We start from the raw sequence: 21,297 nt of genomic DNA, 5'->3' as shown, positions 1-21,297 counted from the left end.
AAAAAGGCTGCGCGTGGAGCGCGAATTACAGGACTGGCGCATGTGCGATACGCCAGTCCTCAGCCTCGCCAGACTTATTTACTGTCCAGCAGGCTGGGAGGTGGGTTCTTGCGGATGGCTTCGGCCACTTGCTGCTGCTCTGGGCTCATGCACTCATCCGCCAGACGCTGGCCGGCCTTCTGGTTCATCAGCATGGACTTGTTGGCGATCTGCAGCCACACGGCACCAGCGGCCTTGTCTTCCAGGCGTACGGTGCCGGTGGAAGTCTTGACGGGAGACATGTGGTACTTGAAGCCACGGCCGTCCACGATGAAGTAGCCGGGGTTGGCTGCGTCGGCGTTCACGTTCACGTAGGCGCCCAGCTCACAGGCAATGCGGCCCTTGTGCACGCGTTCGGCCACGGCCAGCTCTTCCGTGCCCAGGGGGGAGGAAGCCGGGCCGGCCGCCACGACGGCGGCGGCACCCGCGCCACCTGCTGCTACGGCAGCGGCAGCCTTGCCCTTCTTGGACGTAGTGGTTGCTTTCTTGGCAACGGGAGCCTTCTTGGCGGCGGCAGTAGCCTTGGCCTTGGGAGCAGTTTCTGCCACGGCAGAGTGGCTGATTGCGACCAGGGGAGCGGCAATCATCAAAGTGGCGATCAGGGTCTTCATAGGAATTAGCTCCTGCAGACTTGTTATGAGTTCAACGGATTGAGGCCGGGGCAAACCAGGGTTGAACTTCAACCGGCAAGACCTGCCCCGTCTGGTGAGCGCGCTCCAGCAACTGCCAAAAATAGCGGTAGCTCGCGCGGTCGTGTAGTACACCACCAAAACTGATGGGCGCCCAATTCTGCACCGCCGCAGAGGTAAGTATTTGTGCCGCCTGTAGAACTTCGTCTTCTGCAGGCGCAAATGCACGCAGAATCGGGCGAATCTGGTCAGGATGAATGCTCCACATGCGTGTGTAGCCAAGCTCACGCGAGGCTTTTTGCGCACAAGCCCCCAAAGCGTCAGGATTCTTGAATTCCGTGACCACGCAGTGCGACGGCACCTTGCCGTGGGCATGGCAGGCTGCCGCGATCTCCAGCTTGGCGCGAACGACCAGCGGATGCTCGAACTGGCCCTGCGCCGTCATGGCGGACGCGGGGATGGCGCCGCCATGGGCCGAGACGAAATCCATCAGTCCGAAGGAGATGCTCTGCACGGCCGGATGTGCGGCGATGTCGAAGGCCTGCTGCACGGCAGCAGGAGACTCTATCAAGACATGTAGCGGCACACGCTTGTCTGTCGCGCGTTGCAGGGCTGCTTCGGCCTTGATGACGTCATCCACCGACTCCACCTTGGGAATCATGATGTGGCAGAGCTTGTCTGCCGCACCGCCGGCAATGATGTCCATGTCTGCCTGGAAATGTGCATGCTCCACCGCATGCACCCGGGCCGCCACACGCGCGCCTTGAGCCGCGCCGTTCGCCAGCTCGACGACCAGACGAGCGTGCTCGGCCTCCTGGCCGACAGGAGCGCCATCCTCGCAGTCCAGCGTCACGTCGAACACGCAGGTGCCGAACTCCTGCATCATCTCGGCCTGCAGTTGCAGGCTTTTGCGCATGCGCGCTTCCACGCCGCTGTAGTGATCGCAGACGGGCAGACGCTGAGCGCCACCCTGGGCATCGAGCAGCACGGTGGCGGGGTGAACCAGTTCTTTCGTCATGACTTGCGCTGAGCCACCATGAAAAGTCGGGGGAAAGCCAGCAGACGCTTGCCGTCGGCTCGCTCCGGATAAGCCGCATCAATGCGGCTTTGATACTCGCTCAGATACTCGGCTTGCAGCTCCTGGGGCAAACCTTCCACGAAAGGCTTGAGGCCCGTGCTGCTGAGCCACTGCACAATCGCTGCGGCCGAGTCCATGGGATGCTGGTAGATGGTGTGCCATACATCCACGCTCGCGGCCTCATTCGAGGGGGCAGCCAACAGGTCGTAATACACGCCTATGGGCAAAATCTCGGTACGCACCTTGCTCGCATCCCCGATGTGCGCCGCAAACCGGGGCAGCTGCGCGACTTCGCGCATGTTTCGGTGCGAGGGTTCCTGACGGTTGTCAGGCATCTGCACTGCCAGCACGCCACCGGGCGCCAGCAGCGAAAACAGACGGGGAATCAGGCTCTCATGCTCGCCCACCCACTGGATGGAGGCATTGGCATAAATCAGATCAGGCGCTGGTTCACCTTCAGCAGGTGCCCAGGAGGCAATATCACCGGCCTCGAACCTGGCCTGCGGCAACTGCTTTCGCGCAGTCCCCAGCATGGCTTCGGAATTGTCGACGCCGAGTACATCGGCGCCGGGAAAACGCTCCACCAGAAGCGCGGTGGAGTTGCCCGGCCCGCAGCCCAGATCCACGATGCGGAGGCTGCGAGCGGGTGAATGCAAGCTGGAAGGTACTCTTGCCAGCAGTTCTGCCGCAGGGCGCGTGCGCTCATTGGCAAAGCGCAGATACAGCGCAGGGTTCCAGTCTTGCATAGGTTTTGCGCTGATTACAGCAGGTGCTTGACGCCGTCTTGCTCGCCTTGCAGCTCAGCCAGAGTCTTGTTGATGCACTCTTGCGAGAAGGCATCGATTTCCAGACCTTCGACGATCTTGTATTCGCCGTCAGCCGTGGTGGTCACGGGGAAACCGAACACGATACCGGCGGGGATGCCGTACTCGCCGTTGGAAGGCACGCCCATGGTGACCCATTCGCCGTTGGAGCCCAGGGCCCAGTCACGCATGTGGTCGATGGCAGCGTTGGCAGCCGAAGCAGCCGACGACAGGCCGCGAGCAGCGATGATGGCTGCGCCGCGCTTGCCCACGGTGGGCAGGAACACGTTGGCATTCCATTCCTGGTCGTTGATGGCTTCCTTCACGGACTTGCCGTCCACGGTGGCGAAGCGGTAGTCGGCGTACATGGTGGGCGAGTGGTTGCCCCACACAGTCAGCTTCCTGATGTCGCCAACCTTGAAGCCGCCCTTGGCAGCCAGCTGGGAAGCAGCGCGGTTGTGGTCCAGGCGCAGCATGGCGGTGAAGTTCTTGGCGGGCAGATCGGGAGCCGACTTCATGGCGATGTAGGCGTTGGTGTTGGCGGGGTTACCCACAACCAGAACCTTGACATTGCGCGAAGCCACGGCGTTCAGAGCCTTGCCCTGGGCGGTGAAGATCTGGGCGTTGGCAGCCAGCAGGTCAGCACGTTCCATGCCGGGGCCACGAGGACGGGCGCCCACCAGCAGAGCGTAGTCGGTGTCCTTGAAGGCGGTCATGGGGTCGGCGTGGGCTTCGATGCCGGCCAGCAGAGGGAAGGCGCAGTCTTCCAGCTCCATGATCACGCCCTTCAGAGCGTTTTGAGCCTTTTCGTCGGGGATTTCCAGCAGTTGCAGAATAACGGGCTGATCTTTACCCAGCATTTCGCCGGAGGCGATGCGGAACAACAGGGCGTAACCGATTTGGCCAGCTGCGCCGGTAACGGCGACACGGACGGGCTTCTTGCTCATGGTGAAACTCCAAGATTGGAAAAAAGTGAGATGTTATGGGCGCCAGGCGGCACCAGCGTAACCACCAGTAGCGCAAGCTCCGCAAACATGCGGCAAGTGTACTGCTGAAATCAAAGCCCGGTCAATTTGTCTTATGTCTTATATAAGATATGATCTTCACTTAGCGACCAGAGTCAAATCGACTGTTTTTGTGCATCGCATCGCGGAGGCGATACCTTCAAAACCAACTATGCCCAGCCCCCACAACACAGCCCCGGACAACAACGCCAGCCATAGCGGTGGCGCCGGCGTCTCCACCCCAGCCTTCAGCCCTCTGTACCAGCAGATCAAGGGGCTGATCCTGCAAAGCCTGGAAGCTGGCGAATGGCGCCCCGGAGAACTGATCCCCAGTGAAATGGAGCTGGCAGCCCGCTTCAAGGTCAGCCAGGGCACGGTACGCAAGGCAATCGATGAACTGGCCGCCGAAAATCTGGTCATGCGCCGTCAGGGCAAGGGCACGTTTGTGGCCACTCACGCCGCCCAGCAGGTGCAGTACCGCTTTCTGAATCTGCGCCCCGATGCCGGCGACCTGCAGGGCGAAGGCCGCGCAGAGCGCCACATTCTGGAATGCCGCCGCCTGCGCGCGCCTGCAGAAGTGGCCCGAGCCCTGGCCCTGCGCACCGGCGACGCCGTGATGCATGTGCGCCGCACCCTGTCCTTTGCCGCAATCCCGACTATTTTGGAAGACATCTGGCTGCCTGGCAACGCCTTCAAGGGGCTGACGACCGAGCAGATGTCCAACTACCAGGGCCCCACTTACGCCATGTTCGAACTCGACTATGGCGTGCGCATGGTGCGGGCCGACGAGAAAATTCGCGCCGTTCTCCCGGATGCCGAGCAAGCCCAGCTGCTGAACATTCCCAGCACCACGCCGCTGCTCAGCGTGGAGCGAACTGCTTACACATACAACGATGCTCCAATGGAGTTACGACGCGGCCTGTACCGCACCGACACCCATCATTACCGCAATGCTTTGAACTGAATCCCCCCGTAAAAGCGTTGATTGCAACAGAGCCCAATCATCTGCTATGCAAATTCGGCTAACGGATTCTGCTGCATTGCAATAGAATTTTGTGTCGCTTCGCACTAGCGATTACAACGCAGTTACATCCACGAAAGTACCCTGCCATGACAGAGCAAAAAGCAAAACAGCGGCCAGAGTTCCGCAATATCAACTTCTTCTCGGACCTACCGACCTATCGCCTGCCCCTGGCAGGCATCGTGTCCATCCTGCACCGCGTCAGCGGCCTGCTGATGGCGATCCTGCTGCCGTTCATCATCTGGATGTTCGACAACTCGATCTCGTCGGAAATTTCGTTTGATTCCTTCACGTCGGTATTCGCAGGTCCCTTCGGCTGGTTTGCCAAGCTCGTCTGCCTGGCACTGATCTGGGCCTATCTGCACCACTTCTGCGCAGGTGTCCGCCATCTGGTGATGGACGTGAACCACCACGCCGTGAACAAGCAGACCGGCAAGTCCACCGCCGCAGTCGTGCTGTGCATCAGCGTTGCCCTGACCGTGGTGCTTGGCGCCAAGCTGTTCGGTCTGTACTGATCAGCGTCCAGTCAATAACACCTCACGATAAGGAAACAACCATGTCCGTGAATTACGGCTCCAAGCGTACTGTTGTCGGTGCGCACTACGGCACCCGCGACTTTCTGGCTCAACGCTCTACTGCCGTCCTGATGGCTCTGTACACCGTTGTGCTGCTGGTGCGCTTTCTGACGGTCGGCGGCCCCGTGGGCTACGAGCAGTGGGCTGGCATTTTTGCTCCCCAGTGGATGAAGTTTCTGACCCTGGCCCTCTTCGTGGCTCTGGGCTGGCATGCCTGGATCGGCGTGCGTGACATCTGGATGGACTACGTCAAGCCCGTGGGCCTGCGCCTTGCACTGCAAGTGGTCACCATTGTCTGGCTGGTCGGCTGCATCGGCTGGGGCATCCAGGTTCTGTGGCGTCTCTGATTGAGACACAGTCTCCACGATTGAAGGTTAAGAATGAGCTACTCCAAAGCAAATATCACCAAGCGCAAGTTTGACGTCGTGATCGTCGGTGCCGGCGGCTCCGGCCTGCGCGCTGCGCTGGAACTGTCGCGCGCCGGTCTGTCCGTCGCCTCGCTGTCCAAGGTTTTCCCCACTCGCTCGCACACTGTGGCTGCTCAAGGCGGCGTGTCCGCTTCGCTGGGCAACATGAGCGAAGACAACTGGCACTATCACTTCTACGACACCATCAAGGGCTCCGACTGGCTGGGCGACCAGGACGCCATCGAGTTCATGTGCCGTGAAGCACCGAACGTCGTGATCGAGCTCGAGCACTTCGGCATGCCTTTCGACCGCAATGCCGACGGCACCATCTACCAGCGTCCCTTCGGCGGCCACACCGCCAACTACGGCGAAAAGCCCGTGCAACGCGCCTGCGCTGCCGCTGACCGTACCGGTCACGCCATGCTGCACACGCTGTACCAGCAGAACGTCAAGTCCAAGACCAACTTCTTCGTGGAGTGGATGGCGCTGGACCTGATCCGCAACACCCAGGGCGATGTGGTCGGCGTGACCGCACTGGAACTGGAAACCGGCGATCTGTACGAGCTGCACGCCAAGGCCGTGCTGCTGGCCACCGGCGGTGCCGGCCGTATCTTCCAGGCATCGACCAACGCCTTCATCAACACCGGTGACGGCCTGGGCATGGCTGCTCGCGCAGGCATTCCTCTGCAGGACATGGAGTTCTGGCAGTTCCACCCCACCGGCGTGGCCGGTGCCGGCGTGCTGCTGACCGAAGGCTGCCGCGGCGAAGGCGCCATTTTGCTCAACAGCGAAGGCGAGCGCTTCATGGAGCGCTACGCTCCCACGCTGAAGGATCTGGCACCACGTGACTTCGTGTCGCGTTCGATGGACCAGGAAATCAAGGAAGGTCGCGGCTGCGGTCCCAACAAGGACTACATCCTGATGAAGCTGGACCACCTGGGTGCCGAAACCATCCGCAAGCGTCTGCCTTCCGTGGAAGAAATCGGCCACAACTTCGCCAATGTGGACATCACCAAGGAACCCATTCCCGTGGTTCCCACCATCCACTACCAGATGGGCGGCATCCCCACCAACATCAACGGTCAGGTCGTGGTCTGGGATGGCCAGCAGAACAATGTGGTGAGCGGCCTCTACGCCGTGGGCGAATGCTCGTGCGTGTCCGTGCACGGCGCCAACCGCCTGGGCACCAACTCGCTGCTGGACCTGCTGGTCTTCGGCAAGTCTGCCGGCAAGCACATCGTGGAATTCGTCAACGGCTTCGGCGCTCACCACGAAGTGCCCGCCGACGGCGCCGAGCGCACCCTGGCCCGCCTCAACCAGCTGCAAGACTCCAAGGACGGCACCTACGCCCAGGACGTCGCCGGCGAGATCCGCCAATCCATGCAGACCCACGCTGGCGTGTTCCGCACGCAAAAGAGCATGGACGAAGGCGTGGAAAAGATCAACGCAATCCGCGACAAGGTCGGCTCCGTGACCCTGAAGGACAAGTCCATGGTGTGGAACACCGCTCGCATGGAAGCCCTGGAAGTGGACAACCTGATCGAAGTGGCACAAGCCACCATGACCTCGGCCGCAGCCCGCAAGGAATGCCGTGGCGCACACACCGTGTACGACTACGAGCACCCTGCCGACCACGCCGAATTCCCCCTGGGCCGCAACGACAAGGAATGGCTCAAGCACACCCTGTGGGACAGCGCCACCAACAGCCTGTCCTACAAGCCTGTGAACCTCAAGCCCCTGACCGTTGCCAGCGTTCCTCCCAAGGTCCGCACGTTCTAATTCAGCAGCCCACGAGAGAAGATCAAAATGAAGCGCACATTCAAAATCTACCGCTACGATCCGGACAAAGACGCCAAGCCCTACATGCAAACCGTGCAAGTGGAGCTGGACGGTCACGAGCGCATGCTGCTGGACGCCCTGGTCAAGCTCAAGGCCATGGACCCCTCCATTGCCTTCCGTCGCTCCTGCCGTGAAGGCGTGTGCGGCTCCGACGCCATGAACATCAACGGCAAGAACGGTCTGGCCTGCCTGACGAACATGAACACCCTCAAGGGCGACATCGTTCTCAAGCCCCTGCCCGGCCTGCCCGTGATCCGCGACCTGATCGTGGACATGACCCAGTTCTTCAAGCAGTACCACTCGATCAAGCCCTACCTGCAAAGCGATGTCTACGCCTCGCCCAGCAAGGAGCGCCTGCAGTCGCCCGAAGAGCGCGAAGAGCTCAACGGCCTGTACGAGTGCATTCTGTGCGCCAGCTGCTCCACCAGCTGCCCCTCGTTCTGGTGGAACCCCGACAAGTTCGTGGGCCCGGCCGGTCTGCTGCAGGCTTACCGCTTCATCGCGGACAGCCGCGACACAGCCACGGGCGAGCGCCTTGACAACCTGGAAGATCCTTACCGCCTCTTCCGTTGCCACACCATCATGAACTGCGTGGACGTGTGCCCCAAGCACCTGAACCCCACTGCAGCCATTGGCAAGATCAAGGAGCTGATGGTTCGTCGAACCGTCTGATGCTGATGACGAATACTCTGCTCGACGAACGTGAGCGCGACCTGCTGAGGTGGCGCAGCCGCCGTGGTCTGGTTGAGAACGATCTGTTCATCGAGCAGTTCTTCGCCACCTACGGAAGCCAGCTCACGCGGAGACACGCGACTGGCCTGTCTGCCTTGATGGATCTGGCAGACAACGACCTGATGGATCTTTTCTTGCGCCGCAAGGAACCTGAAGGACAACTCGATACCCAAGAAGTCAGGGAAGTGCTGGAGATGGTGCGCAAGCGCCAGCCCGGTAACTGTCCCCAGTAGGCTAGGCAAACTAGAGAAGGAAGTTTGGAAATGAAACTCGCTGACAACAAAGCAACGCTGTCTTTCAGCAATGGCGCTCCCAGTGTGGAAATGCCGGTGTACCAGGGCAATATCGGCCCGGATGTGATCGACATCCGCAAGCTCTATGCCCAGACTGGCATGTTCACGTATGACCCGGGCTTCCTCTCTACCGCCGCCTGCCAATCCGCCATCACCTACATCGATGGCGACAAGGGCGAGCTGCTGTACCGCGGCTACCCCATCGAACAACTGGCCAAGAACTGCAACTTCCTGGAAACCTGCTACCTGCTGCTGTACGGGGAGCTGCCCAACGAGAAGGAAAAGGCCAACTTCGAAGAGCTGGTGACCAAGCACACCATGGTCAACGAGCAGATGCAGTTCTTCCTGCGCGGCTTCCGTCGTGACGCTCACCCCATGGCCGTGCTGACCGGTCTGGTGGGCGGCATGTCGGCCTTCTACCACGACAGCACCGACATCACCAACCCAGAGCACCGCAACATCGCCGCGATCCGCCTGATCGCCAAGATGCCTACGCTGGTCGCCATGGCATACAAGTACGGTATGGGCCAGCCCTACATGTACCCCAAGAACGACCTGTCGTATGCCGGCAACTTCATGCGCATGATGTTCGGCAACCCCTGCGAAGAGTACAAGGTCAACCCCGTGGTTGAGCGCGCTCTGGACCGCATCTTCATCCTGCACGCAGACCACGAGCAGAACGCTTCGACCTCCACCGTGCGTCTGTGCGGCTCGTCGGGCACCAACCCCTTCGCGGCCATCTCCGCTGGCGTGGCTTGTCTGTGGGGCCCTGCCCACGGCGGCGCCAACGAAGCCTGCCTGAACATGCTGGAAGGCATCCAAGCCAACGGCGGCATCGAGAAGGTCGGCGAGTTCATGGAACAGGTCAAGGACAAGACCAGCGGCGTGAAGCTGATGGGCTTTGGCCACCGCGTCTACAAGAACTACGACCCCCGCGCCAAGCTGATGCAGGAAACCTGCAACGAAATCCTGGCCGAGCTGGGTCTGGAAAACGATCCCCTGTTCGCCCTGGCCAAGAAGCTGGAAAAGATTGCCCTGGAAGACGACTACTTCGTCCAGCGCAAGCTCTACCCCAACGTGGACTTCTACTCCGGCATCGTGCAGCGCGCCATCGGCATCCCCGTCAACCTGTTCACCGGCATCTTCGCTCTGGCCCGCACCGTGGGCTGGATCGCTCAGCTCAACGAACAAATGGCCGACCCCGAGTACAAGATCGGTCGTCCTCGCCAGCTGTTCACCGGCTCCGTGTCGCGCGACGTCAAGCCTATCGCTCAGCGTTGATCGGCACGCCCAGGCCCGGATTTCCGGGTCTCAGGGTGGCAAAAAGCCCGCAGACTGCAAAGTCCGCGGGCTTTTTTACGTGAGCTTGCAATCTCGGCATTTGACAAAAAAGCATAGCTTCTTGCGCTTTACCCATAATGATTTCAGATTTAAATCACCATGAAATCCTTTTATAGCATGCGCTATCCGCTATAAAAATTCATGAATCAATCCGAGTCAGAAATGCCAAGCAGACCCGGAATCGGCTCTTCTATACTGCTCTTCATGCATGCACAACGACAACGCAATCTGGAACTGGCCCACGCCGTGCTGGACTGGAACCAGCGCCACCTGAACCGCCACACCACGCTGAGCCGCGAGCAAGTCGCCGAATGCTTTGCCGAGCGATTCGTGGTCGAGCCCAATGGCCGCCACTATGCGGCCGACCTCGAGAGCTATCGCGAGTTTCTCGAAGGCATGAAGCAGGACATGGAAGGCATTCGCTACGACATCCGGCACACCACGGCCGACGAGGACTCCGTGGTCTTTTCCATGAATGTCTGCATCACCAAGGCAGATGGCAGCGCCCAGCACTTTGTCGCCATGCTGCTCATGCGCTTTGACGAGCATGGAAAAGTCAGCCTGTGGCACGAGGTCTATCTGCCACGACCCCAAGCCGGCGCGCAATAAGACCGCTAACGCAGACAGCCCCCGTCAAGGCACGAGCAAGATGGGCTGCTGGGCGCCATGCGCCTCCAGTTGCCGGTGGGCCTGCGCGGCATCGGCCAGTGCAAACTCCTGCGACTCGCCCATGCGGAAATGCTTTTTGCGCAGCGCCTCGAACAGGCGCGCGGCCATGGCATCGCGCTCCCTGGGCTTTTTGACAAAGTGAAACACCATGGGCCGGCACACGCTGTTCGACTTGGCGGACAGACGTGCAATCTCCAGCGGCGGCACCGGGCCCGACGACTGCCCGTACATCACCAACTGACCGCCGATGCCCAGACTTGCCAGCGAGGCGTCGAAGCTGTCCTTGCCCACGCCGTCATAAGCCACATCCACGCCTTCGCCGCCGGTCAGCTGCTGTACACGCGCAGCCACATCCTGAGCGCCCGCACCGCGATAGCGGATCACCTCCACACAACCGGCCTGATCGGCTTTCTTGGCCGTGGCATCGCTGCCTGCCGTGCCGATCACCATGGCGCCCAGCTGCGTTGCCCACTGGCTCAGAATCTGCCCCATGCCGCCACCGGCGGCCTGCACCAGAATCCGAGATCCCTGGCTTACCCGGGCCACCCGGTGCAGCAGCACATCGGCCGTCAGTCCGCGCAGCAGGCTGGATGCGACCAGCGCATCGCTGAGGTCATCGGGCACGGCAATCAGCTCATCATGCGAAATCACGCGCTCGGCGGCGTAGATGGAATAGGCGCCAGAGACATAGCAGACCCGGTCACCGGGCCTGAAGCGGCTCACGCCCTGCCCGACCTCGGCCACCACTCCCACGGCTTCGATGCCGGGCGTGCCTGGCAGCGCCAGCGTCTTGTAAAGCCCGGAGCGCACATAGATATCGTGAAAGTTCACGCCAATGCGCGTGTGCCGCACGCGCACCTGACCGGCCGCCAGCGGCTGCGAGTCGACCGAGGCGATCTTCAGGACCTCGGGGCCTCCGTACTCCGTCATGACAATGGCTTGATGCGTGGCCTGAATCATGGCTTGCGCTCCTTGATGGTTGGAATCCTCCGAATGTAGCCTGCCGCCGCGCTTGTCCCTGCGCCTCGCTGCGACGCGGCAATTCCCGCACAATGCGCCTCCTGCACACCGCTATTGATTCTTCTATGTCTTTTGCCCCACTAGGCCTGCGCGCCGAGCTTCTGGATGCCACACTCGACCTGGGTCTGCGCGACGCGACGCCGATTCAGACCGAGGCCATCCCCGCCGTGCTGGCCGGGCGTGATCTCTGGGCCTGCGCGCCCACAGGCTCGGGCAAGACCATGGCCTATCTGTTGCCTCTGCTGCAGGCCTGGCTGGCGCAAAAGCGCGGCCACACCGGCTTTGTGCGACCGCTGGCCACCCTGATTCTGGTGCCCACGCGCGAGCTGGCCCTGCAGGTGCATGAAAGCCTGAGCGACATCACACGCCAGTTGCGTGAGCAACCACGCAGCCGCGTGGTCTATGGCGGTGTCTCCATCAACCCGCAGATGATGCAGCTGCGCGGCAGCGCCGACTTTCTGGTCGCCACGCCGGGCCGCCTGCTGGATCTGGTGGAGAACAATGCCGTGCGCCTGAACGCGGTGCAGCATCTGGTGCTGGACGAAGCGGATCGCCTGCTGGACCAGGGCTTTGCCGAGGAACTCAACCGCGTGCTGGCCCTGCTGCCCGCCAAACGCCAGACCCTGCTGTTGTCGGCCACCTTCCCGCAGAACGTGGAGGCGCTGGCCGCCCGCCTTCTGCACGACCCCGTTCGGGTGCAGGTCGATGCCGACCAGACTGCCGAGCATTCGAGCAGCCCCGAGAACATCAGCCAGCGCGCCATTGCCGTGGACAGCACCCGCCGCACCCAGCTGCTGCGCCAGCTCGTCACGCAGGGCGAGAACCAGCCCGAATGGGAGCGAGCCCTGGTCTTTGTCGCCAAGCGCCACACCGCCGAAATGCTGGCCGACAAGCTCTACAAGGCAGGCATCTACGCCACCACCTTCCACGGCGATATGAGCCAGGGCGCGCGCAAGGATGTGCTCGACCAGTTCAAGGCCAAGCGCTGGCAGCTGCTCATCACCACCGATCTGGCCGCGCGCGGCATCGATATCGCACAGCTGCCTACGGTCATCAACTACGACCTGCCTCGCTCGCCCGCCGACTATATTCATAGAATTGGCCGCACGGGCCGCGCAGGGCACGCGGGTTGCGCCATCACCTTTGTAAGCCCCGCCGACACTGCGCACTGGCAACTGATCTGCAAGCGCAACCAGCTCGAGATCGATCTGGAGCAGATCCAGGGCTTTGAGCCTACCGAAGCCCTGCCACCGCCGCCAGTTGCGCAGGATGGCAATGGCGGCATCAAGGGCCGCAGGCCCAGCAAGAAGGACAAGCTGCGCGCTGCGGCTGCAAAGCAGAAGCCAGCCGATTGACCAATCGGCTGCAGAGCCCGGCACTCCAAGCCTCACTTGCGACAAGGCCGCTCCTGCGGCCTTTTTTACGTCTGACAGAAACCGCCTTCTATCAGGCCGGACAGCACGGCGAAAGCGAGCCAGGGATGTCACTGACCTGTCTTGCAGGAGCCTGTGAAGCGATGCGGGGGGCAGCGGCAATGAAATCGTTGAAAGCACTGGCAGGGTCGAGCATCGTCATTGCCTGCTCCGCAGCCCAGGTCGACAAAGCCGATCAGACTGCCAAGACCAATCAGTTTGCCCAGGTCAATCAACCTGCCCAGGCCAGCCAGCCGGAAGACGCCTGGCATATCAATCAGCACGCCGCAAGCTGCACACCGTCAGCCTTCATTTCAGCGAACGGCAACGTGGCAAGAAATGGCAAGAAATGGAACGAGGAAAATCTGGGTCTGGGCATCAGACTATGCGTTTCCCAGCAATTTGTCCTTGCAGGCCGGCTTCCATCGCCCCGGCATAGCCCCTGAAGCACCTACGCCACAGGCGAGTACACGCCGCTGACTTTTGGCGATCTGCACTCTGGCGTTGATGCCCGTTTGCGCACCAACTACACACGCCCCGTCATGGCGACCGCCAGAGCCCTGGTGCGCAGGCAGGGTGATCGTTACAGCATTACGGTCCGCGCTGCACCGAAGACCAGGGACCAATGCTCGGCTTTCATTGCGCTTGAGCTGGGCTGGAAACTGTGACCAATTTGTAAAACGGGTAGGTCTGCAGTGCGCTCATTGCCAATCCGCATTGGCTGCACCAGTGAGCACGCTAAAGTGGCAGCTCACTGTGCTTTTTGATACCCCATGCACGCAGACTCGAATTTCGCCCTCATCACCCGCCAGCTCGAAAAAAGCCGCCAGGCGCTGCTTGACCTGTCCACACGCAACCGGCTGCTGAGCCTGCCTCAGGCCGCCACGGCACGCGTGCTGCATTTTGCGGATGAGCGCACGGACGAGGTCTATCGCCTGCTGGCGGGCGAAAGCAAAGCCATGAGCTTTGCGCCCGCCAGGACCGAGGAGGAGGAGCAAGTAGCCGCCGGCCCGGCCGAGGAACAAGAGACACAGACCGCCCTCGCCCTGCCCCAGCCCGAGGAGGGCGTCGACGAGCAGCTCGATGCGCGCGGTGTGGCCCAGCGCCATCGTGACCTGAAGCTGCAGACGCGCCTGTCCAGCGAGAAGCTGCAGCGCCGGCTGCTGGACATGTACTCCGATGCCCGCACCTTCATCGAGGAACAGGGCGTCAACATCCTGTTTCTGGCGCTGGGTCAGTTGCAGTGGTTCGACCGCAATGCCCCCGACAAGCCGCGTTTTGCGCCGCTGATTCTGCTGCCCGTGGCACTGGAGCGCAAAAGCGCGGCCGAACGCTTCACCCTGTCCTGGTTGCAGGAGGATGCGGCGGAGAACCTGTCGCTGGCCGCCAAGCTCAAGGCCGACTTTGGCCTCGAGCTGCCCGAATTCAATGCTGGCGACGACTTCGATCCCCGCGCCTACCTGGCCGCGGTCGCCACCATGGCCGCAGCCCAGCCCGGCTGGCAAGTGATGCCCGACGCCATGACGCTGGGTTTTTTCAGCTTTGCCAAGTTCCTGATGTACCGCGATCTGGACACTGCGACCTGGCCACCGGAGAAGCAGCTCGAGCGGCAGGCGCTGATTGCCGCCGCACTGCAGGACGGCTTTGAGGCACGCGAACATCTGTTCCCCGAAGACGCCGATGTCGACCAGCTGATCCCCGTGGACAGCCAGCGCCATGTGGTCGATGCGGACAGCTCGCAGTCACTGGCCATCGAAGCCGTGCGCCGAGGCGAAAACCTCGTCATCCAGGGCCCGCCGGGCACGGGCAAGTCCCAGACCATCACGAACGTGATTGCGGCAGCGATTGCCGACGGCAAGAAAGTGCTGTTCATCTCAGAGAAGATGGCCGCGCTGGAGGTGGTCAACCGCCGCCTCAAATCCGTGGGCCTGGGGCCCGCCTGTCTGGAACTGCACAGCCACCATGCCAACAAGCGCAAGGTGCTGGAGGAGCTCAAGGCCACGCGCGATCTGGGCAGGCCGCGTGTGGAGCACCGCGAGCAGATCATCCATGAGCTGAGCAACGTGCAGCAGCAGCTCAACTCGCACAGCCGGACCATGCATCAGGCGCTCGCGCCCTGCGCACTCACGCCCTACCAGATCCTGGGCCAGCTGGCGCGACTGGATGCGGTGCAGATCGCGCATCTGCCAGATCTGCTGCAAGGCGCACAGAACTGGTCGCCCGAGGACTTTCGTTCACGCCAGCAGATTGCCGAAGCGCTGCGCCAGGCTGCGTCCAAGGTGAGTCCGGTGACCGGGCACCCGTGGCGCGGCGTATGCCACCCGGCACTGCTCAAGCTGGATGCACAACGTTTTGAGCAGCAACTGCCGGCGCTGCAAGCAAAGCTGGCCCAGTTGCAGCAGGACGGTGCGCTGCTGGCGCAATCCCTGAGCGCACCGGCAGCGCAAACCATTCAGACCCTGCATGCGCAGATCACGCTGGCGCAACAGCTCGCCAGTGCCCCGGCCATAGACCGGCAGGCCGTCGCCAGCAGCATCTGGGATCAGGGCCTGGACCAGTTGCACAAGCTGCTCGAATGCGGCGCCCAGTTCAGCCGGCAGGCACAGAACCTGCGCAGCAGCTTTGCCGAATCCGCCTGGACGGCGGACTGGAACGCCCCACGCCAGAGCATCGCAGCACATGGCGACTCGCTGTTTCGCATTTTCAACGGCGGCTACCGCGCAGCGATGGCCAGCCTCAAGGGCCAGCTCAAGACGACATTGCCGAGCTCGCGTGCAGAACGTCTGAACCTGCTCGACAGCCTGATCGAAGCCCAGCAACTGCGCCAGAGCCTGAGCCAGCAGCAGACCCTGGGGGCCAATGCCTTTGGCAGCCTGTGGCAGGGCGAGCAAAGCAACTGGGCGCAATTGCAGGCCGTGCTGGGCTGGATGACGGGCCCCGACGGGCAGGGGCGCAGTGCCGCCTTTCGCCAGCTCTATGCCCAGTTGCCATCGCCCGCACATTGCGCGGATCTGGCCGCCAAGGCCGATGCATCGCTGCAGGCATTCGAGGGCTCTGCGCAAAGCTTGCTGAGCGGCTACCAGCTCGATACGCAGGAAGCCTTTGGCGCCGCCGACCTGGCCCGCATTGCGCTGACCGACTTTGGCGAGCGCCTTGCGCAATGGGTCGCCGAGCCCAACGCCTTGCTGGACTGGACCTCCTACCACGCCACCCGTGAGCAGGCGCGTGCGGCCGGCATGGCCCCCCTGGTGCAGCAGCTCGAGAATGAATCCATTGCACAAGATGCCCTGCCCGCCGTCCTCGAGCGCGCTTATTACGAAGCGCTGCTGCGTCAGGCCACTCAGGCTCACCCCGAGCTGGTTGCGTTCAACGGCGATCAGCACAGCCAGAAGGTACGCCAGTTCCGGGGGCTGGATCTGGAGCGCATCGAACTCGCGCGCGCCCAGTCGGCACTCTCGCATTACGAGCAGGTGCCGCGCAGCGCATCCGGCATGGGACCGCTTGGCGTGCTCAATGGCGAGATTGCGCGCAAGCGCGGCCATATGCCGCTGCGCAAGCTGTTCAAGCTCGCTGGCGAAGCCGTCCAGGCCATCAAGCCCGTGTTCATGATGAGCCCGCTGTCCGTAGCCCAGTTTCTGGAACCTGGTGCGGTCGAGTTCGATCTGCTGGTGATTGACGAAGCCAGCCAGATCGAGCCCGTGGATGCGCTGGGCGCCATCGCCCGCTGCAAGCAACTGGTGGTGGTGGGCGATGACCGGCAGTTGCCGCCCACGCGATTTTTCTCACGCATGACCAGCGAGCAGGACGACTTCGACGACGAGGACGAGAATGGGGACGCCAGCCAGTTCATCGCCACAGCAGCCGATGTGGAGAGCATCCTGAGCCTGTGTCTGGCCAAGGGCATGCCCCAGCTCATGCTGCGCTGGCACTACCGCAGCCGCCACCAGTCGCTGATTGCGGTGTCCAACCAGCAGTTCTACAACAGCGGCCTTTACGTCGTGCCCAGCCCGTTCACGGCCCGCTCGGGCATGGGGCTGCGCTTTCACCATCTGCCCGAAGGCCGCTTTGACAGCGGCGCCAGCCGCATCAACCGCGTCGAGGCCCAGACCATTGCACGCGCCATCATGGAGCACGCACAGCAGTCGCCGCAGCTCAGCCTGGGCGTGGCCGCTTTTTCGTTGCAGCAAAAAGTCGCCATTCAGGACGAGCTGGAACTGCTGCGTCGCCAGCAGCCCGAGGCCGAGCCCTTTTTTGCCGCCCATCCCGACGAACCCTTCTTCATCAAGAACCTGGAAAACGTGCAGGGCGACGAGCGCGATGTGATCTTCATCTCGGTGGCCTATGCGCGCAACGCGCAGGGCTATCTGCCCATGCGCTTCGGTCCGGTGAGCGCCGACGGAGGCGAGCGCCGCCTGAACGTACTGATCTCGCGCGCCAAGCAGCGCTGCGAGGTGTTTTCGTCCATCACCGCCGACGATATCGATCTGGAACGCGGCAAGGGCAAGGGCGTGGCTGCGCTCAAGGTATTCCTGCAATACGCGGCCACCGGTCAGCTGGCCCTGGCCGGTGTCAGCGGACGCGATCTGGAATCGCCGCTCGAAGAAGATGTGTACGAAGCGCTGACGGCCCAGGGTCTGCAGGTGCAGACTCAGATCGGCATTGCGGGCTTTTTCATCGACCTGGCCGTGGTCGACCCCGAGCAGCCTGGCCGCTACCTGCTCGGAATCGAGTGCGACGGCATGAGCTATCACCACAGCCGCAGCGCGCGCGACCGTGACCGCCTGCGCCAGTCGGTGCTGGAGAGCCAGGGCTGGACGCTGCTGCGCATCTGGGGCTGCGACTGGTTCCGCCAGCCGCGCGCCCAGACCGAGCGCGTGCTGGCAGCCGTCGAAGCTGCCAGGCTGCGCAAGGATGCCGAACCAGTTCAGCCGGCAATAGCCACTTATCAGTCACAGACAGCCACAGAAGTCGTAGAGCGCGCAGCGCAGTCCGATGCCGGCAGCGCCGAGACGGAATCGTCCTCCGGCCCTGACGACAGCCTCTATCAGGAAGCCCGCTTTGCCGTTCCAGCCGGAGAGCTGCATCAGCAATCCACAGCGCAGCTGGCCCAGCTGATGCGCCGCGCGGTGGAGCTGGAAGGACCGATTCATTTTGACGAGCTGGTCACCCGCATGCGTACGCTCTGGGGTCTGCAACGCGCCGGCAGCCGCGTGCGCGATGCGCTGGAGCAGGCACGTCAATCGCTGCTGACCGATAAGGCACTGGCCGCAGAGGGGGAGTTTCTCGACCTGCCGGGACGAGCGGTGCGGGTGCGCAATCGCGCAGAAGTAGGCTCGGCCAATCTGCGCCGCATCGATTGCCTGCCGCCAGCCGAGATCCGTGCAGCGATTGCCCTGGCCCTCAGGACAAGCCTGGGCGGCCAGCGCGACGAGCTGCCCGCTGCCGTGACGCGGCTGCTGGGCCTGAGCGCTGTCACCGCGCCGGTACGCGAGCTGGTGCTGACGCAGCTCGATGCGCTGCATGGCAGCGGCGCCGTGGCATTCAACGGGACGCTGTACCGGCTGCCGACCTGAGTCCCGAGTCAGCAATGAAAACGCCCTGACTTTCTTCAGGGCGTTTTCATTGCACCAGGCCCCATGTCTGCAACGCGCTCTGCGTCAGCGGTCGCTGCTGACCTTGCGGTCCTCGCTCTTGGCCTCCTCCATGGCCTCGGGCTCCAGCTCCTCCGCCGAACGATTCAGGTGAACAAACACCCCCCAGCCGACCATGAGCATGCCGACGGCGATGACCAAGGCAGCGGAATACAGCAGCTTCTCGGGCTGCTCCTGGGCCTTGAAGGTGGCAACCAATCCCTCGATGGCAAGAGCGACCACCAGCACCACCATAAAGCGCGAGAGAAAGCGTCGCACTCTTGTCGGACCGCTGATATGGGCGTCGCGCACCACCTCTTCTTCAATCACGGTCTGGGAAATCTGCAGGGCCACCACGCCTGAGGCCAGAATGCCCAGCGCCTCCACCACATGCAGCGTGGCCTCCGGCTGCAGGCCGGCCGCAATCACGGCCCAGGCCTTGGTGACGGCCATCCAGATCAGGCACAACGCCGCCAGGCCGAACAGCAGGGCTATCAGCGAATGGGCCAGGGTGTAGAGCCAGTGAACAAGCTTCATGAGCAACTCCAAGACCGTGTTGACGATTCATCGCCGTCCATGCTTGCAGACTTGATCTGACCGCTTCGTAGGACAGTCAAGAAAACTGGTGACTCAATGCAAAGAGCGCCCTGTTTGCCCTGAGCACTCCCCAAATTTGCCTACCATTGGCATATGCCTCGCCAGAACACCAGTCCCGCAGAGTTTCCGCCCGCCATTCTTTTGCAGATAACGCAGCTGGCCCAGCACATCGTGGCCCAGCGCAAGAGTCGGGGCGAAACACAGACGCAGTGGGCACAGCGGCTGGGTATTTCCCAGCCCACCATGGCACGCATCGAGCGCGGCGACCCGGCCGTTGCCATGGCGACCTATGTGTCCTGCCTGTGGCAGCTCAATCCCGAGCTGGATCTGACACGGCTGCTCGCCCCCAAGGCTCCAGCGCTGGCACCCGCATCCCGCCTGGATGCACCCTGCCTCGACATGCAAAGAGCCGTGGCGCCAAAGAGGGCAAAGTCCGTCGCCGAGCCTGCCATCAAGACCGCGCACCACGATGAGCAGCAGGCTCAGATCGAGCGCAATTTTGCGGCCGCCAAGGCAGCTCTGGATTTCTTCAAAAGCCCGCTGTTCTGAAGTTTCAAAAGCACAAACCCCGGCCATCACTGACCGGGGTTTGGTGTTTTGGAGCAAAGCCCAATCAGGCCAGGTTTCGTCCCATGGCCAGCACAGCGGCCACATTGCGGGCGGCGCTGCGCACATTGTGCTCGGCCTCTTTCAGCGCATCGTCGATGCTACAGATGCGGCTGAGCACGCCGAAGATGGCGTCAATGCCATGGTCATGCACCACATGGGCATTGGTGCCCAGACCACCAGCGATGCCAATGACGGGCTTGCCATGCAGCCTGGGGACCGAGGCCACACCAAACGGTGTCTTGCCAAAAATGGTCTGCAGGTCGATACGGCCTTCGCCGGTGATGGCCAGATCGGCGTCACGCACGGCGGCGTCCAGGTCCACGGCGCGGGCAATGATTTCGCAGCCGGGGCGCAACCGGCCTTTGAGGAAAGCCAGCATGGCCGCGCCCATGCCGCCTGCTGCCCCTGCGCCCGCAACAGCATCGACCTGCACGCCCAGATCGCGTTCGATGATTTGCGCAAAGTGCTTGAGCACGGCGTCGAGCTGCTGCACGACTTCAGCGCTTGCACCTTTTTGCAGGCCCAAAACTGGTTACAGCGCGATTAGCCATCCTCTCCAGTCATCAGCCCCGGTCCGCTTGAAACTTGATTACACAAAGAGTAAGTAGACACTCAAAATCAAACTTCAACCGCTGGCCCGAGACAGCCTCAGGGCATGGCGTTCAAACAGCGCGATCAGATGATCGGCCACTGCGCGCACGCGCCGGGAATGCGCCATATCGCTGTGCATGACCAGCCATATGGTTTGATCCACGCCCAGCTCGGGTTGCAGGCAGACCAGGCCAGAGCGACTGGCCAGAAAATGCGGCAGCACCGCTAGCCCAAGGCCCGCCTCCACTGCAGCCAGCTGCACCGTCAATGTATTGGCCAGCATGCGGCAAGGCTTGCCTCGCAAGACTTTGTGCATCCATTGCGCTGCGGGTAGATGGGCATGTGACTCGGGCCAGCCAATCATGAGGTCATGCTCCCAGACCTGACTGGTAGGCCCGCCTGCCCGGTTTGCCACATAGGACTGCGCACCATACAGGCCCATGCCCAGTGTGCCCAGACGCCGTAGCGTGACATTGCCCGCCTCGGGTTTGACCATGCGCACCGCCATATCCGCATCACGCCGGTGCAGATTGACCGCCTGCACGCCGCTGACAATTTCCAGCTCCAGTTGCGGGTACTGGGCCAGCAATTGGGGCAGCGAATCCATGATGAGAGAGTTGGCCAGATTTTCAGCTGTGGCCAGGCGCACCGTGCCTGCAACCAACGTCTGCTGGCGGGCCAGATCACCAAAGGCATGAGCCGCACTTTCCAGCGCCTGTGCGCGCTCCAGCAAAGCCTGACCGTCATCACTTAGGCGATAGCCGCTTTGGTGACGGCTGAACAAGGGCACGCCCAATGCTTCCTCCAGCCGTTGCAGGCGGCGCGAGACTGTCGCAATGCCCAGGCCAAGCACCAGGGCTGCGGCACTGAGTGAGCCACCACGAGCCACGGCAAGGAAGATGCGGGCGTCATCCCACTGCACAGCAGTATCAAAGTCAGTCATTTTTCAAAAATGGAAAATTGCTTTTCAGGAAAGCCTCTATGAATATCAATTTTGAAAAATGATAC

The 21,297-nt window shown here is 62.2% G+C and carries 20 protein-coding genes; 12 read left to right on the top strand and 8 right to left on the bottom strand.

Features of this window, described 5'->3' with window-relative positions:
- Positions 1–74 precede the first annotated feature (74 nt).
- Genes CTATCC11996_RS07790 through CTATCC11996_RS07775 form a run of 4 tightly spaced genes read right to left on the bottom strand, consistent with a single transcriptional unit; the run spans position 75 to position 3,496 of the window.
- A complete protein-coding gene (locus tag CTATCC11996_RS07790) occupies positions 75–650 on the bottom strand; it encodes a hypothetical protein (protein WP_003074859.1) in 576 nt (191 codons plus the stop codon).
- Positions 651–681: 31 nt separating this feature from the next.
- Positions 682–1,686 (bottom strand): HpcH/HpaI aldolase/citrate lyase family protein, encoded by a 1,005-nt coding sequence (locus CTATCC11996_RS07785; protein ID WP_003063564.1) that lies wholly within the window; start codon positions 1,684–1,686, stop codon positions 682–684.
- Positions 1,683–2,492 carry a trans-aconitate 2-methyltransferase gene (gene tam, locus CTATCC11996_RS07780; RefSeq protein WP_003074858.1) on the bottom strand — a complete coding sequence of 270 codons (810 nt, stop codon included), beginning with the start codon at positions 2,490–2,492 and terminating at the stop codon, positions 1,683–1,685. Before tam ends, CTATCC11996_RS07785 begins: the two co-directional genes overlap by 4 nt.
- A 14-nt stretch (positions 2,493–2,506) precedes the next feature.
- Entirely contained in the window at positions 2,507–3,496 is a 990-nt protein-coding gene (locus CTATCC11996_RS07775) for a malate dehydrogenase (protein ID WP_003053219.1), read from the bottom strand.
- Positions 3,497–3,725: 229 nt separating this feature from the next.
- Between CTATCC11996_RS07775 and CTATCC11996_RS07770 the strand changes: the two genes are divergently transcribed.
- The 8 genes from CTATCC11996_RS07770 (at position 3,726) to CTATCC11996_RS07735 (ending at position 10,370) form a co-directional block, all read left to right on the top strand.
- Positions 3,726–4,517: a GntR family transcriptional regulator gene (locus tag CTATCC11996_RS07770; RefSeq protein WP_003074855.1), complete on the top strand. Its 792-nt coding sequence runs from the start codon at positions 3,726–3,728 to the stop codon at positions 4,515–4,517.
- Positions 4,518–4,663: 146 nt separating this feature from the next.
- On the top strand, positions 4,664–5,089 hold the full coding sequence (gene sdhC / locus CTATCC11996_RS07765) for a succinate dehydrogenase, cytochrome b556 subunit (protein WP_003063573.1): 426 nt from the start codon (positions 4,664–4,666) through the stop codon (positions 5,087–5,089).
- A gap of 41 nt (positions 5,090–5,130) precedes the next feature.
- Positions 5,131–5,496 carry a succinate dehydrogenase, hydrophobic membrane anchor protein gene (sdhD, locus tag CTATCC11996_RS07760; protein WP_003063575.1) on the top strand — a complete coding sequence of 122 codons (366 nt, stop codon included), beginning with the start codon at positions 5,131–5,133 and terminating at the stop codon, positions 5,494–5,496.
- 33 nt (positions 5,497–5,529) lie between these two features.
- Positions 5,530–7,335 carry a succinate dehydrogenase flavoprotein subunit gene (sdhA, locus tag CTATCC11996_RS07755; protein WP_003074853.1) on the top strand — a complete coding sequence of 602 codons (1,806 nt, stop codon included), beginning with the start codon at positions 5,530–5,532 and terminating at the stop codon, positions 7,333–7,335.
- Between the two features lie 27 nt (positions 7,336–7,362).
- On the top strand, positions 7,363–8,067 hold the full coding sequence (locus tag CTATCC11996_RS07750) for a succinate dehydrogenase iron-sulfur subunit (RefSeq protein WP_003053210.1): 705 nt from the start codon (positions 7,363–7,365) through the stop codon (positions 8,065–8,067).
- Positions 8,067–8,360 carry an FAD assembly factor SdhE gene (locus CTATCC11996_RS07745; RefSeq protein WP_003053208.1) on the top strand — a complete coding sequence of 98 codons (294 nt, stop codon included), beginning with the start codon at positions 8,067–8,069 and terminating at the stop codon, positions 8,358–8,360. Before CTATCC11996_RS07750 ends, CTATCC11996_RS07745 begins: the two co-directional genes overlap by 1 nt.
- A 30-nt stretch (positions 8,361–8,390) precedes the next feature.
- Positions 8,391–9,701: a citrate synthase gene (locus CTATCC11996_RS07740; RefSeq protein WP_003063579.1), complete on the top strand. Its 1,311-nt coding sequence runs from the start codon at positions 8,391–8,393 to the stop codon at positions 9,699–9,701.
- A gap of 264 nt (positions 9,702–9,965) precedes the next feature.
- Positions 9,966–10,370: a nuclear transport factor 2 family protein gene (locus CTATCC11996_RS07735; RefSeq protein WP_003074850.1), complete on the top strand. Its 405-nt coding sequence runs from the start codon at positions 9,966–9,968 to the stop codon at positions 10,368–10,370.
- Between the two features lie 24 nt (positions 10,371–10,394).
- Here the strand turns inward: CTATCC11996_RS07735 and CTATCC11996_RS07730 are convergent, their stop codons facing one another.
- Positions 10,395–11,390, bottom strand: a complete 996-nt coding sequence (locus CTATCC11996_RS07730) for a quinone oxidoreductase family protein (protein WP_003074848.1) — start codon at positions 11,388–11,390, stop codon at positions 10,395–10,397.
- A gap of 125 nt (positions 11,391–11,515) precedes the next feature.
- Between CTATCC11996_RS07730 and CTATCC11996_RS07725 the strand changes: the two genes are divergently transcribed.
- The 3 genes from CTATCC11996_RS07725 to CTATCC11996_RS07715 all read left to right on the top strand — a co-directional run bounded on the left by CTATCC11996_RS07725 (position 11,516) and on the right by CTATCC11996_RS07715 (position 18,435).
- Entirely contained in the window at positions 11,516–12,805 is a 1,290-nt protein-coding gene (locus tag CTATCC11996_RS07725) for a DEAD/DEAH box helicase (protein WP_003074846.1), read from the top strand.
- Positions 12,802–13,308 (top strand): hypothetical protein, encoded by a 507-nt coding sequence (locus tag CTATCC11996_RS26160; protein WP_236597804.1) that lies wholly within the window; start codon positions 12,802–12,804, stop codon positions 13,306–13,308. The genes CTATCC11996_RS07725 and CTATCC11996_RS26160 overlap by 4 nt, the downstream gene beginning before the upstream one ends.
- Positions 13,309–13,635: 327 nt before the next feature.
- The gene (locus CTATCC11996_RS07715; RefSeq protein WP_003074842.1) at positions 13,636–18,435 is read left to right on the top strand and encodes a DUF3320 domain-containing protein; all 4,800 of its coding nucleotides are present in this window, start codon (positions 13,636–13,638) and stop codon (positions 18,433–18,435) included.
- 84 nt (positions 18,436–18,519) lie between these two features.
- Here CTATCC11996_RS07715 and CTATCC11996_RS07710 read toward each other — a convergent pair whose 3' ends face one another.
- The gene (locus CTATCC11996_RS07710; RefSeq protein ID WP_003074840.1) at positions 18,520–19,029 is read right to left on the bottom strand and encodes a hypothetical protein; all 510 of its coding nucleotides are present in this window, start codon (positions 19,027–19,029) and stop codon (positions 18,520–18,522) included.
- 153 nt (positions 19,030–19,182) lie between these two features.
- On the opposite strand from CTATCC11996_RS07710, the gene CTATCC11996_RS07705 reads away from it, so the two are divergent.
- Positions 19,183–19,638 (top strand): helix-turn-helix domain-containing protein, encoded by a 456-nt coding sequence (locus CTATCC11996_RS07705; protein ID WP_003074838.1) that lies wholly within the window; start codon positions 19,183–19,185, stop codon positions 19,636–19,638.
- A gap of 64 nt (positions 19,639–19,702) precedes the next feature.
- Here CTATCC11996_RS07705 and CTATCC11996_RS07700 read toward each other — a convergent pair whose 3' ends face one another.
- Complete coding sequence (locus CTATCC11996_RS07700; protein WP_003074836.1) at positions 19,703–20,224, bottom strand: glycerate kinase; 522 nt, start codon at positions 20,222–20,224, stop codon at positions 19,703–19,705.
- 99 nt (positions 20,225–20,323) lie between these two features.
- Positions 20,324–21,232 carry a LysR family transcriptional regulator gene (locus CTATCC11996_RS07695; protein WP_003074834.1) on the bottom strand — a complete coding sequence of 303 codons (909 nt, stop codon included), beginning with the start codon at positions 21,230–21,232 and terminating at the stop codon, positions 20,324–20,326.
- Positions 21,233–21,297: the final 65 nt, after the last annotated feature.

Source organism: Comamonas testosteroni ATCC 11996 (assembly GCF_000241525.1).
Taxonomy (GTDB): Bacteria; Pseudomonadota; Gammaproteobacteria; order Burkholderiales; family Burkholderiaceae_C; genus Comamonas; species Comamonas testosteroni.
The sequence above is the reverse complement of the archived record's forward strand: the minus strand, read 5'-3'. Positions and strand labels throughout refer to the sequence as shown.

Excerpts from the sequence above, each read along its gene's own strand:
- CTATCC11996_RS07730 (WP_003074848.1), bottom strand. The coding sequence starts at position 11,390 with ATGATTCAGGCCACGCATCAAGCCATTGTCATGACGGAGTACGGAGGC.
- tam (WP_003074858.1), bottom strand. The coding sequence starts at position 2,492 with ATGCAAGACTGGAACCCTGCGCTGTATCTGCGCTTTGCCAATGAGCGC.
- CTATCC11996_RS07710 (WP_003074840.1), bottom strand. The coding sequence starts at position 19,029 with ATGAAGCTTGTTCACTGGCTCTACACCCTGGCCCATTCGCTGATAGCC.
- CTATCC11996_RS07790 (WP_003074859.1), bottom strand. The coding sequence starts at position 650 with ATGAAGACCCTGATCGCCACTTTGATGATTGCCGCTCCCCTGGTCGCA.
- CTATCC11996_RS07770 (WP_003074855.1), top strand. The coding sequence starts at position 3,726 with ATGCCCAGCCCCCACAACACAGCCCCGGACAACAACGCCAGCCATAGC.
- CTATCC11996_RS07745 (WP_003053208.1), top strand. The coding sequence starts at position 8,067 with ATGCTGATGACGAATACTCTGCTCGACGAACGTGAGCGCGACCTGCTG.
- CTATCC11996_RS07715 (WP_003074842.1), top strand. The coding sequence starts at position 13,636 with ATGCACGCAGACTCGAATTTCGCCCTCATCACCCGCCAGCTCGAAAAA.
- CTATCC11996_RS07785 (WP_003063564.1), bottom strand. The coding sequence starts at position 1,686 with ATGACGAAAGAACTGGTTCACCCCGCCACCGTGCTGCTCGATGCCCAG.
- CTATCC11996_RS07735 (WP_003074850.1), top strand. The coding sequence starts at position 9,966 with ATGCATGCACAACGACAACGCAATCTGGAACTGGCCCACGCCGTGCTG.
- CTATCC11996_RS07705 (WP_003074838.1), top strand. The coding sequence starts at position 19,183 with ATGCCTCGCCAGAACACCAGTCCCGCAGAGTTTCCGCCCGCCATTCTT.
- CTATCC11996_RS07740 (WP_003063579.1), top strand. The coding sequence starts at position 8,391 with ATGAAACTCGCTGACAACAAAGCAACGCTGTCTTTCAGCAATGGCGCT.
- CTATCC11996_RS07695 (WP_003074834.1), bottom strand. The coding sequence starts at position 21,232 with ATGACTGACTTTGATACTGCTGTGCAGTGGGATGACGCCCGCATCTTC.
- sdhD (WP_003063575.1), top strand. The coding sequence starts at position 5,131 with ATGTCCGTGAATTACGGCTCCAAGCGTACTGTTGTCGGTGCGCACTAC.
- CTATCC11996_RS07725 (WP_003074846.1), top strand. The coding sequence starts at position 11,516 with ATGTCTTTTGCCCCACTAGGCCTGCGCGCCGAGCTTCTGGATGCCACA.
- sdhA (WP_003074853.1), top strand. The coding sequence starts at position 5,530 with ATGAGCTACTCCAAAGCAAATATCACCAAGCGCAAGTTTGACGTCGTG.
- CTATCC11996_RS07775 (WP_003053219.1), bottom strand. The coding sequence starts at position 3,496 with ATGAGCAAGAAGCCCGTCCGTGTCGCCGTTACCGGCGCAGCTGGCCAA.
- CTATCC11996_RS07750 (WP_003053210.1), top strand. The coding sequence starts at position 7,363 with ATGAAGCGCACATTCAAAATCTACCGCTACGATCCGGACAAAGACGCC.
- sdhC (WP_003063573.1), top strand. The coding sequence starts at position 4,664 with ATGACAGAGCAAAAAGCAAAACAGCGGCCAGAGTTCCGCAATATCAAC.